The following is an 11,856-nucleotide window of genomic DNA, read 5'->3' on the forward strand; positions in this document are numbered from 1 at the left end:
GCCGAGCAGCGTCAGGAATTCGCCGACGAAGCCGGACGTGCCCGGCAAGCCGACATTGGCCATCGTGAAGAGCATGAACACCGCCGCATAGATCGGCATGCGTTCGACGAGCCCGCCATAGGCCGCGATCTCGCGGGTGTGAATGCGATCGTAAACCACCCCCACGCACAGGAAGAGAGCGCCCGACACGATGCCGTGCGAGATCATCTGGAAGATGCCGCCGCCGATGCCCTGTGCGGTCGCGGCGAAGATACCCATCGTGACGAAGCCATATGGGCGACGGAGGAATAGGCGATCAGCTTCTTGACGTCCTCCTGCATCAGCGCAACCAGCGAGGTGTAGATGATGGCGACGACCGAGAGCGTGAAGATCAGCGGCGTGAAGTCCGCCGACGCCAGCGGGAACATCGGCAGCGAGAAGCGCAGGAACCCATAGCCGCCCATCTTCAGGAGGATGGCGGCCAGCACGACCGAACCCGCGGTCGGCGCTTCCACGTGCGCGTCCGGAAGCCAGGTATGGACCGGCCACATCGGCATCTTCACCGCAAACGAGGCGAAGAAGGCGAGCCACGCCCAGGTCTGCAGCTGGTGCGGGAATTCGTGCTTGAGCAGAACGGTGATGTCGGTCGTGCCCGCGCTCCAGTACATCGCCATGATGGCGAGCAGCATCAGCACCGAGCCTAGCAGCGTGTAGAGGAAGAACTTGAAGCTCGCATAGACCCGGCGCGGGCCGCCCCAGATGCCGATGATCAGGAACATCGGAATCAGGCCGGCCTCGAAGAACAGGTAGAACAGCACGAGGTCGAGCGCGGCAAAGGTGCCCACCATCATCGTCTCGAGGACGAGGAAGGCGATCATGTATTCCTTGACGCGGTTCTGCACCGAGTCCCAGCTCGCGATGATGCAGAGCGGCATGATGGCCGTGGTCAGAATCACCAGCGGCATCGAGATGCCGTCGACGCCCATATGGTAGGAGGCGTAGCCGCCGAGCCAGCGCGTCTTCTCGACGAACTGGAATTCGGCGGTTGACGGATTGAAATGCCAGACCAGGACCAGCGACACCGCGAAGGTGATCACCGTGGTCCACAGCGCGACCCAGCGCGCGTTGCGCTTGACGGCTTCGGTATCGCCGCGCAGCGCCATGATGAACAGAGCGCCGACGAGCGGCAGGAAGGTCGTGACGGAGAGAACCGGCCAGGTTGCCATGGTCAGCGCGCCCCGTAGAACATGAACCAGGTGATCAGCACGGCAGCACCGATCAACATGGCGAAGGCATAGTGATAGAGATAACCGGTTTGCAGACGCACCACGTTACGGGTGACGTCCAGCACGCGGGCGGACACGCCGTCCGGCCCGAAGCCGTCAATCAGCCAGCCGTCACCGCGCTTCCATAGCGTGTAGCCAAGCCACTTGGCGGGCCGCACGAAGATGAAGTCGTAGATCTCGTCGAAATACCACTTGTTGAGCAGGAAGCGGTACAGGATCTGATGGTCCTGAGCGAGACGCACCGGGATCGCGGGATCGCGCAGATAGAACTGCACAGCGACAAGGAAGCCGATCAGCATCATCACGAACGGGGTGGCCTTCACCCAAAGCGGCACGTGGTGGATGGCGTCGAGGATGCCCTTGCCCTCCGCCAGCGCCTGCCGGAAGAACTCCGATACGTGATGGCCGGCAAAATATTCGTAGAACGGATAGCCGGCAAGGATCGAACCGGCGGCCAGGACATAGAGCGGGATCATCATCACCAGCGGGCTCTCATGCGCCGCCTCGTAATGATGATGGTCGTGCGGTTCGCCGAAGAAGGTCTTGAAGATCAGCCGCCATGAATAGAACGAAGTCAGGCAGGCCGCGATCACTGTCGCCGCGAACGCATAGGGTGCGATCGGGTTCTGGCCCGCATAGGCGGCCTCGATGATGGCGTCCTTCGAGAAATAGCCGGCGGTCAGCGGGAAGCCGGTCAGCGCCAGCGTGCCGATCACCATCAGCCAGAAGGTCTGCGGGATCTTTTTGCGCAGGCCACCCATGTGGCGGATGTCCTGCTCGTGGTGCATCGCGTGGATCACCGAGCCTGAGCCGAGGAACAAGAGCGCCTTGAAGAAAGCGTGGGTGAAGAGGTGATACATGCCGACCGAATAGGCGCCGACGCCCATCGCGACAAACATGTAGCCGAGCTGCGAACAGGTCGAATAGGCGACGATCCGCTTGATGTCGTTCTGGACGAGACCGACCGTCGCCGCGAACAGCGCCGTCACCGCGCCGACCAGCGTCACCACCATCAGCGCCACCGGAGCGAGTTCGAACAGCGGCGAAAGCCGCGCCACCATGAATACGCCGGCGGTCACCATGGTCGCGGCATGGATCAGCGCCGAAACCGGGGTCGGCCCCTCCATCGCGTCGGGCAGCCAGGTGTGCAGCAGGAATTGCGCCGACTTGCCCATCGCTCCCATGAACAGGAACAGGCAGATCAGCGTCAGCGCATCGGCGTGCCAGCCGAAGAAGTTGATGGTCTTGCCCGTCAGGCCCGGCGCCTGCGCGAACACGGTGTCGAAATCGATCGCGCTCGTCATCATGAACAGGGAGAAGATGCCGAGCAGGAAACCGAAATCGCCGACGCGGTTCACAACAAAGGCCTTGATGGCCGCCGCGTTCGCTTCGGGCTTCTGGTACCAGAAGCCGATCAACAGATAGCTGGCGAGGCCGACGCCTTCCCAGCCAAAGAACATCTGCCCGAGATTGTCGGCCGTCACGAGCGCCAGCATCGCGAAGGTGAACAGCGACAGATAGGCGAAGAAGCGCTGCCGGTGCGGATCCTCGTGCATGTAGCCGATCGAATAGAGGTGCACGAGCGCCGACACAGTCGTCACCACGACCAGCATCACCGCGGTCAGCGCGTCGACGCGCAGCGCCCAGTCGACCTTCAGATCGCCGGACTGCATCCACGTGAATAGCACGACGCGCTCGTCGATATGGCCGAAGCCGACGCGCACGAAAGCGATCCAGGACAGGATCGCCGAGACGAACAGAAACAGGGTGGTGATCAGTTCGGCAGGCCGCGCGCCGATCAGCCGGCCGAACAGGCCGGCGATCAGAGCGCCGAGCAGCGGAAGAAAGACGATCGCCTGATACATGTCTGGCTCAGCCCTTCATCAGGTTGACGTCTTGAACCGCGATCGAACCGCGGTTGCGGAAATACACCACCAGGATGGCGAGCCCGATGGCGGCCTCGGCAGCGGCGACGGTGAGAATGAGCAGCGCGAAAATCTGCCCCGCGATGTCGCCCATGAAGCTCGAGAACGCGACGAAGTTGATGTTGACCGAGAGCAGGATCAACTCGATCGACATCAGGATGATGATGATGTTCTTGCGGTTCAGGAAGATGCCGAAAATCCCGAGCGTGAACAGGATGGCGGCAACCGACAGATAGTGACCGAGCCCGATGACCATTATTGCAGCCCCTGCCCCGGCTGGACTTTGCGGATTTCGACGGCGGTCGCGGGCGTGCGCGCGACTTGATCCGAGATGTTCTGGCGCTTGACGCCTTCCTTGTGACGCAGCGTCAGAACGATCGCGCCGATCATCGCGACCAGAAGCACAAGCCCCGCCGCCTGGAAGAAGTAGATGTATTTCGTGTAGAGCACGAGCCCGATGGCTTCGGTGTTGGACACGTCCGTCGGAATGGGCGCGGCGACGACCCGTGGCGTTGCACCACCGATCGTCCAGGCGCCGACGACGAGGAGAATCTCCGCGAGCAGCACGATCCCGATCAACGCGCCGACGGGAAGATATTGCAGGAAGCCCTCGCGCAATTCGGCGAAGTCGACATCGAGCATCATCACCACGAACAGGAACAGCACGGCGACCGCGCCGACATAGACGACGACGAGGATCATCGCCAGGAACTCCGCGCCGAGCAGCAGGAACAGGCCCGCCGCGTTGACGAAGGCGAGGATCAGGTACAACACCGAATGCACCGGATTGCGCGAGGCGATGACCATCAGCGCGGAGGCGATGCACACGGCCGAAAACAGATAAAAGAACAGCGCTGCGATCATCGTTCGTTACCGGTACGGCGCATCAAGCTTGATGTTCTGCGCGATTTCCCGCTCCCAGCGATCGCCGTTCGCCAGCAAGCGCTCCTTGTCGTAATAGAGCTCCTCGCGGGTTTCGGTCGCGAATTCGAAATTCGGTCCCTCGACGATGGCGTCGACCGGGCAGGCTTCCTGGCACAGCCCGCAATAGATGCATTTCACCATGTCGATGTCGTAGCGCGTGGTGCGGCGAGTACCGTCGTTCCGGCGCGGGCCGGCTTCGATGGTGATCGCCTGCGCCGGGCACACCGCTTCGCACAACTTGCAGGCGATGCAGCGTTCCTCGCCATTCGGATAGCGGCGAAGCGCGTGCTCGCCGCGGAAGCGCGGCGAGATCGGATTCTTCTCGAACGGATAGTTGATGGTCGGCTTGGGCTTGAAGAAGTAGCGCATGCCGAGGAAGAACGCCTGCACGAATTCCGCGAGGAAAAGCGAGCGTGCTGCCTGATCGAGCCTCATTGTCTTGCCTTTCTGCCTGAGACGGCCGGCTTCGTGCGGTCGCAACAGACTCCCGGCGGGGTCACATGTTGTCTCATTTCGGCGCCAGCCCCCCGAATTGAAGGACTGCAGCCACGATCACGACCATCGCCAACGAGATCGGCAGGAACACCTTCCAGCCAAGCCGCATGAGCTGGTCGTAGCGATAGCGCGGCACGATCGCCTTCACCATCGCGAACAGGAAGAACATGAACAGACATTTCAGGGTGAACCAGACTACGCCCGGCACCCACGTGAAGGGCGCGATGTTCACCGGCGGCAGCCAGCCGCCCAGGAACAGGATCGTCCCCATCGCGCACATGGTGGCGATGGCGACATACTCGCCCAGCATGAACATCATGTAGGGCGTCGAGCCGTATTCGACCATGAAGCCGGCGACCAGTTCGGATTCGGCTTCGACAAGATCGAAGGGCGGACGGTTGGTTTCCGCCAGCGCCGAGACGAAGAAAATGACGAACATCGGCAGCAGCGGCAGCCAGTACCAGTTCAACAGGCCGTAGCGGCCGTTCTGCGCCTCGACGATATCGGTCAGGTTCAGCGAGCCGACGCAGAGCAGCACAGTGATGATGACGAAACCGATCGAGACTTCGTAGGACACCATCTGCGCCGCCGAGCGCAGCGCGGCAAGGAACGGATATTTCGAGTTCGACGCCCAGCCGCCCATGATGATGCCGTACACGCTGAGTGAGGAAATCGCGAAGATGTAGAGGATGCCGACATTGATGTCGGCGATCACCCATCCGGCATTGACCGGGATCACCGCCCAGGCCGCGAGCGACAGCACCACGGTCACGAGCGGGGCGAGAAGGAAAATGCCCTTGTTGGCGCCGGCCGGGATCACCGGCTCTTTGAGCACGAATTTCAGAAGATCGGCAAAGGACTGCAACAACCCGTACGGGCCGACCACGTTGGGGCCACGCCGGATCTGCACGGCCGCCCAGATCTTGCGGTCGGCATAAAGCACATAAGCGATGGCGACGAGCAGGATCACCATCAGCAGCACGCTTTGCGCCACGATGATGATCAGCGGCCAGAGCCAGGTCCAGAAGAAGTCCGCCATACGCCTACTCCGCCGCCGTCAGGGCGCGCTGCTCGGCCAGCGCCGAGCATTCGGCCATCACCGCGCTGGCACGCGCGATCGGATTGGTGAGGTAGAAATCCTCGATCACCGAGGTGAACGGCGCCCGGTCGGGCGCGCCAGGCAGCTGCGCGAGCCGGCGCAGATCCGCCCCATCGCCCGGCGTGATCGTGCCGATGCGTTGCAGATGCGGATACGCCGCGAACAGGCCCTGCCGCAATTGCGCGAGCGAGTCATAAGGCAGCCGCGCGCCGAGATGATCGGACAAGGCACGCACGATCGCCCAGTCCTCGCGCGCATCGCCGGGCGGGAACGCGGCGCGCGCCGCCATCTGAACGCGGCCTTCGGTGTTGACGTAGAGGCCCGATTTCTCGGGATAGGCGGCGCCCGGAAGGATCACGTCGGCGCGGTGCGCACCGGCATCGCCATGGCTGCCGATATAGACAACGAAGGGTCCGCGATCGACGTCGATCTCGTCGGCGCCGAGCGAGAACAGCACATCGACGTCTCCCGCGGCCATCTGCAAGGCGGTCTTGCCGCCCTCGCCCGGCACGAAGCCGATATCGAGCGCACCTACCCGCGAGGCGGCATAATGCAGGACCGAATAGCCGTTCCAGACGTCTGAGACGGCTCCGAATTCCACCGCAACCCGCGCCGCAAGCGCGGCGACGCGCGCGCCGTCATTGCGGGTGAAGATCGAGGCGCCGACCAGCACCAGCGGACGCTCGGCCTTGTAGAAGATGTCGGCGTAATCGCCCTTCCCTTCCGCGAGCTGCCCGAGCGAGTCAGGCCCCGCGCCGAGATAATGATAGGGATAGGTCAGATCGACATGCTCGCCGATCAGCGCGATCGGGAAATGACCCATGCGCCAGCGCTTGCGGATGCGCGCGTTGAGGACCGCGGCTTCCTTGCGGGGATTTGCGCCGACGATCAGCAAGGCATCGGCCTGCTCGATGCCGGGAATGGTGGCATTGAAGAGATAGGCCGCGCGGCCCCAGCGCGGATCGATCATCGAGCCGCGCTGACGCGCATCGATATTCTTCGAGCCGAGCCGCGCCATCAGATCCTTCAGCGCGAACATCTCTTCGACCGCGCACAGATCGCCGGCGATCGCGCCGATCCGGTCGGGCTTCACGCCCCTCGCCTTCTGCGCGATCACCGCGAAGGCTTCGTTCCAGGTGGCCGGGCGCAGCCGACCATTCTCACGGATGTACGGTGAATCAAGACGCTGGGCGCGCAAGCCGTCGACGACGTGGCGCGTCTTGTCGGAGATCCACTCCTCGTTCACGTCCTCGTTGGTGCGCGGCAGGATGCGCATCACCTCGCGGCCGCGCGTATCGATGCGGATTGCCGAGCCAACCGCGTCCATCACGTCGATCGACTCGGTCTTGTTCAGTTCCCACGGGCGCGCGGTGAAGGCATAGGGTTTCGATGTCAGCGCGCCGACCGGACACAGATCAACCACGTTGCTCTGCAGTTCGGAGGTCATTGCCTGCTCGAGATAGGTCGTGTTCTCCATATCCTCGCCGCGACCGATGGCGCCGAGCTCCGGAACGCCGGCAACCTCGGTCGTGAACCGCACGCAACGCGTGCAATGGATGCAGCGGTTCATCGAGGTCTTGACCAGCACGCCGATATACTTGTCCTCGACCGCCCGCTTGTTCTCCCAGTAGCGCGACGAGTCGACGCCATAGGCCATCGCCTGGTCCTGCAGGTCGCATTCGCCGCCCTGATCGCAGATCGGGCAGTCGAGCGGATGGTTGATGAGGAGGAACTCCATCACGCCTTCGCGCGCCTTCTTGACGAGCGGCGTACGGGTATTGACGACCGGAGGCTCCCCGTTGGGGCCCGGACGGCAGTCACGCACCGCCCACGCGCAGGACGCGACCGGCTTCGGCGAGCCTTTCAGCTCGACGAGGCACATGCGGCAATTGCCGGCGATCGACAATCGCTCGTGGAAGCAGAAGCGCGGAATCTCGGCGCCGGCCGCCTCGCAGGCCTGCAACAGCGTATAGTCCGGCGGCACGTCGATCTCGATGCCGTCGACGACAAGCTTGGTCATCGTGCGAACTCCTGCGGCATCATTTTCCCCACAACCAATAGGCCACCAGCGCGCACAGGCTCACGACGGCGGACAGATACCCGATCATCGGCCTGATCCCCTCCGCGCCCTGCGTCCAGATCGCGCCGCCGATCGCCGCGAAAAGCAGGAACAGCGGAAAGGTCGTCAGGAAGGCCTGCGTCTTCGTCATTGAGCTGCTGTGCAGCGAATACGCGAACGAACCGATGAAAAACACTGCGCCGAACGCAATCGTGCCCATTCCGATCCGTTTGCGATCCGCGTCGGCGCGGATCCGCGGCTTCGGCGGAGGCACATAGTCCCGCGGTGACGGCGGTACGTCGTAAGCCATCGCCATGTCTCACGTCTTCTTCAACTGGCAGACCGGAGGCGAAACGCCGTTGCGCTCCATCGTCTCCCTGACGAAGCCGAGGCTGCGTCCACCGAAGGTTTCGAGAAAGGGCGGATCGTTCGACAGCGTCTCGCACAGGAAGGGCAGATGCTCCCTCAGTTCGTAGGCGCAGGATTTCCGCCATTCCAGCTGCTGCGGGAACGCGGCCATCACCTCGTCGCACGCATAGAGGAGATACGATACGAATGACTTGTAGCGCTCGAAGACCGCCGGATCGCCCGACTTGAGTTTCGCAAGATCGGGCAGCGCGTATTCCGGATGCCGGAAATTGAGGTCGGTATAGGCGAGATAGACCTGCCGTGCGCCGGTCGCCCGATTGTTGTGCCGGATTTCGCTCAGCTGCAGAAGCACTGCGGCAAAGCCCACCAGCGCGAAGACCGCGGACGCAATCTGGGCGACATTGCCGTAGCGCTGCCACCACTGGATATCGGACGAGGGCATGGTCCATCACTCCGCCGCCACCCTCACCGGATCGGGATGCGGATTCGCCGCGTATTGGTCGATACGCTCTTCGATTTCATGACGGAAATGCGCGATCAGACCCTGGATTGGCCAGGCCGCCGCGTCGCCGAGTGCGCAGATGGTGTGCCCCTCGACCTGCTTCGTCACGTCGAGCAATTGGTCGATCTCGCGTTTGTGCGCCCGCCCCTCCGCCATCCGCGAGAGCACGCGCCACATCCAGCCGGTGCCTTCACGGCACGGCGTACACTGGCCGCAGCTCTCGTGCTTGTAGAAATACGAGATGCGGGCGATCGCGCGGATCAGGTCGGTCGACTTGTCCATGACGATCACCGCGGCGGTGCCAAGACCCGATTTCAGCTTGGCCAGTGAATCGAAATCCATCGGGCAGTCGATGATCTGCGCCGCCGGCACCATGCGCACCGACGAGCCGCCCGGGATCACCGCCTTGAGATTTTCCCAACCGCCGCGAATGCCACCGGCATGCTTTTCGATCAGCTCCCGGAACGGGATGCTCATCGCCTCTTCCACGTTGCAAGGCTTGTTCACGTGGCCGGAAATGCAGAACAGCTTGGTGCCGACATTGTTGGGCGCGCCGAATGAAGCAAACCAGGCTGCCCCGCGCCGCATGATGTCGGGTGCGACCGCGATCGATTCCACATTGTTCACGGTGGTCGGGCAGCCATAGAGACCGACATTGGCCGGGAATGGCGGCTTCAGCCGCGGCATGCCCTTCTTGCCCTCGAGGCTTTCGAGAAGCGCGGTCTCCTCGCCGCAGATGTAGGCGCCGGCGCCGTGATGGACATAGACGTCGAAGTCGTAGCCGTGAATGTTGTTCTTCCCGATCAGCCGCGCCTCATAGGCCTGATCGATCGCGGCCTGCAGGCGCTCACGTTCGCGAATGAATTCGCCGCGCACATAGATGTAGGCCGCGACCGCGCCCATCGCGAAGCCGGCAATCAGACAGCCTTCGATGAGCAGATGCGGATCGTGCCGCATGATCTCACGATCCTTGCAGGTCCCCGGCTCCGACTCGTCGGCATTGACCACGAGATAGCTCGGGCGACCGTCCTTGCTTTCCTTCGGCATGAACGACCACTTCATGCCGGTCGGAAAGCCCGCGCCGCCCCGGCCGCGGAGGCCGGACGCCTTCATCTCGTTGATGATGCCGTCGCGGCCCCGCTCGAGGATGCCCTTGGTGCCATCCCAGGCGCCGCGCTGCCGCGCGCCTTTCAGGCCCCAGTCGTGCTGGCCGTAGAGATTCTTGAAGATGCGGTCCTTGTCGGCGAGCATTACTTCTTCTTCCTCTTGTCGGAAGAGTCGGCGATCGGCGGTTTCGGCACGGCAGCTTCGCGCACATTCGCCGCGGCTCCCGGCTTCTTGGCATCAGAATCGGTCAGCGCCGCTCCCGATGTCTTCGGCGCGCTGGCACCTTCAAGCGCAGGCTCGAGCAGCGTGGTCGCTCCGCCGACCGGCGCGGAGAATTGCCGGTCGATCTGCGGACCAGGCTTCACCTCTTTGCCGGCCGCAAGATCGTCGAGAATGCGCTCGAAGATCTCCGGCGTCAGGTCCTCGTAATAGTCGTAATTGATCTGCGCCATCGGCGCGTTCACGCAGGCACCGAGACATTCGACTTCGACCCAGGACAAGGTGCCGTCCGGCGTGACGTCGAACTGATGTCCGATCCGCTTCTCGCAGACATGGATCAGATCTTCTGCGCCGCGCAGCCGGCACGGTGTCGTGCCGCAGAGCTGGACATGGAAGCGGCCGACCGGAGCGAGATTGAACATCGTGTAGAAGGTCGCGATCTCCATGACGCGGATATGCGCCATGTCGAGGAAATCGGCGACGTAGCGGATAGCGGCTTCCGGCACCCATCCGCCGGCCTGTTCCTGCGCCTTCCATAGGAGGGGAATGACGGCGGAGGCCTGGCGGCCATCGGGATATTTCGTCAATTGCTTGCGCGCCCATTCGAGATTCTCGGGCGTGAAGGAAAATTCCTTCGGCTGCAATTCCTTCGGAGCGAGACGACGGACGGCCATTATCGATCGACCTCCCCGAACACGATGTCGAGCGAACCGAGGATCGCCGAGACGTCGGCCAGCATGTGGCCCTTGCAGAGAAAATCCATCGCCTGAAGATGCGCGAAACCGGGTGCGCGGACCTTGCACTTGTAAGGCTTGTTGGTGCCGTCGGCGACGAGATAGACGCCGAACTCTCCCTTCGGCGCTTCCACCGCGGCATAGACCTCGCCGGGCGGAACATGGAAGCCTTCGGTATAAAGCTTGAAGTGATGGATCAGCGCTTCCATCGAGCGCTTCATCTCGCCGCGTTTCGGCGGAACGACCTTCTGATCATCCGCAGAGACGCGCCCCTTCCCGTCAGGCGCGTTCAGCGCTGCGATACATTGCTTCATGATGCGAACCGACTGCCGCATCTCTTCCATCCGGATCAGATAACGGTCGTAGCAGTCGCCGTTCTTGCCGATCGGAATGTCGAAATCCATCTCGGCATAGCATTCATAGGGTTGGTTCTTGCGCAGGTCCCAGACCGCGCCGGAGCCGCGCACCATCACGCCGGAAAAGCCCCATTTCCACGCGTCTTCCAGCGACACGACGCCGATATCGACGTTGCGTTGCTTGAAGATGCGGTTGCCGGTGAGCAGCTTGTCGATGTCGTCGAGCGTCTTCAGGAACGGATCGCACCACGCTTCGATGTCGTCGATCAGCTTCTGCGGCAGATCCTGATGCACGCCGCCGACCCGGAAATAGGCCGCATGCATGCGCGAGCCGGACGCGCGCTCGTAGAACACCATCAACTGTTCGCGCGGCTCGAAGCCCCAAAGCGGCGGGGTGAGCGCGCCGACGTCCATTGCCTGCGTGGTGACGTTCAGAAGATGCGACAGCAAGCGGCCGATTTCGGAGTAGAGCACGCGGATGAGCTGCGCCCGGTAGAGCACTTCCAGGCCGAGCAGCTTTTCCGCGGCAAGGCAGAACGAATGCTCCTGGTTCATCGGGGCGACGTAGTCGAGCCGGTCGAAGTAGCCGATCGCCTGCATGTACGTCTTGTGCTCGATGAGCTTTTCGGTGCCGCGATGCAGAAGGCCGATGTGCGGGTCGACGCGCTCCACGACCTCGCCGTCGAGCTCGAGCACCAAGCGCAACACGCCGTGCGCTGCGGGGTGCTGCGGCCCGAAGTTGATATTGAAATTGCGGATTTCGGTCTCGGCCATAATCAAACGGTCCCGCGGCTGATCGGTG

General features: G+C 62.8%; 11 protein-coding genes and 1 pseudogene. All 12 read right to left on the reverse strand.

Annotated features, from left to right (window positions below):
* Window positions 1-1,205: pseudogene (locus VN004_RS18420) on the reverse strand (NADH-quinone oxidoreductase subunit M); the annotation flags it as partial.
* A gap of 2 nt (window positions 1,206-1,207) precedes the next feature.
* Window positions 1,208-3,130, reverse strand: a complete 1,923-nt coding sequence (gene nuoL / locus VN004_RS18425; protein WP_325613142.1) for an NADH-quinone oxidoreductase subunit L — start codon at window positions 3,128-3,130, stop codon at window positions 1,208-1,210.
* 7 nt (window positions 3,131-3,137) lie between these two features.
* Window positions 3,138-3,446: an NADH-quinone oxidoreductase subunit NuoK gene (nuoK, locus tag VN004_RS18430; protein ID WP_325613144.1), complete on the reverse strand. Its 309-nt coding sequence runs from the start codon at window positions 3,444-3,446 to the stop codon at window positions 3,138-3,140.
* A complete protein-coding gene (locus VN004_RS18435; RefSeq protein ID WP_325613147.1) occupies window positions 3,446-4,054 on the reverse strand; it encodes an NADH-quinone oxidoreductase subunit J in 609 nt (202 codons plus the stop codon). Before VN004_RS18435 ends, nuoK begins: the two co-directional genes overlap by 1 nt.
* Window positions 4,055-4,060: 6 nt before the next feature.
* On the reverse strand, window positions 4,061-4,549 hold the full coding sequence (gene nuoI / locus VN004_RS18440) for an NADH-quinone oxidoreductase subunit NuoI (protein WP_325613149.1): 489 nt from the start codon (window positions 4,547-4,549) through the stop codon (window positions 4,061-4,063).
* A gap of 73 nt (window positions 4,550-4,622) precedes the next feature.
* Window positions 4,623-5,648 (reverse strand): NADH-quinone oxidoreductase subunit NuoH, encoded by a 1,026-nt coding sequence (gene nuoH / locus VN004_RS18445; protein ID WP_325613150.1) that lies wholly within the window; start codon window positions 5,646-5,648, stop codon window positions 4,623-4,625.
* Window positions 5,649-5,652: 4 nt separating this feature from the next.
* Window positions 5,653-7,728, reverse strand: a complete 2,076-nt coding sequence (gene nuoG, locus VN004_RS18450) for an NADH-quinone oxidoreductase subunit NuoG (protein ID WP_325613151.1) — start codon at window positions 7,726-7,728, stop codon at window positions 5,653-5,655.
* Window positions 7,729-7,747: 19 nt separating this feature from the next.
* Window positions 7,748-8,083 carry a hypothetical protein gene (locus tag VN004_RS18455; protein WP_325613155.1) on the reverse strand — a complete coding sequence of 112 codons (336 nt, stop codon included), beginning with the start codon at window positions 8,081-8,083 and terminating at the stop codon, window positions 7,748-7,750.
* 3 nt (window positions 8,084-8,086) lie between these two features.
* A complete protein-coding gene (locus VN004_RS18460) occupies window positions 8,087-8,578 on the reverse strand; it encodes a hypothetical protein (protein WP_325613158.1) in 492 nt (163 codons plus the stop codon).
* Between the two features lie 6 nt (window positions 8,579-8,584).
* Window positions 8,585-9,889, reverse strand: coding sequence for an NADH-quinone oxidoreductase subunit NuoF (gene nuoF, locus VN004_RS18465; RefSeq protein ID WP_325613160.1), 1,305 nt, complete (start codon window positions 9,887-9,889; stop codon window positions 8,585-8,587).
* Window positions 9,889-10,638 carry an NADH-quinone oxidoreductase subunit NuoE gene (nuoE, locus tag VN004_RS18470; RefSeq protein WP_325613162.1) on the reverse strand — a complete coding sequence of 250 codons (750 nt, stop codon included), beginning with the start codon at window positions 10,636-10,638 and terminating at the stop codon, window positions 9,889-9,891. Before nuoE ends, nuoF begins: the two co-directional genes overlap by 1 nt.
* Window positions 10,638-11,828 (reverse strand): NADH-quinone oxidoreductase subunit D, encoded by a 1,191-nt coding sequence (locus VN004_RS18475; RefSeq protein WP_325613164.1) that lies wholly within the window; start codon window positions 11,826-11,828, stop codon window positions 10,638-10,640. The genes nuoE and VN004_RS18475 overlap by 1 nt, the downstream gene beginning before the upstream one ends.
* Between the last annotated feature and the right edge of the window lie 28 nt (window positions 11,829-11,856).

It is taken from the genome of Pseudorhodoplanes sp. (assembly GCF_035565855.1).
Lineage (GTDB): Bacteria > Pseudomonadota > Alphaproteobacteria > Rhizobiales > Xanthobacteraceae > Pseudorhodoplanes.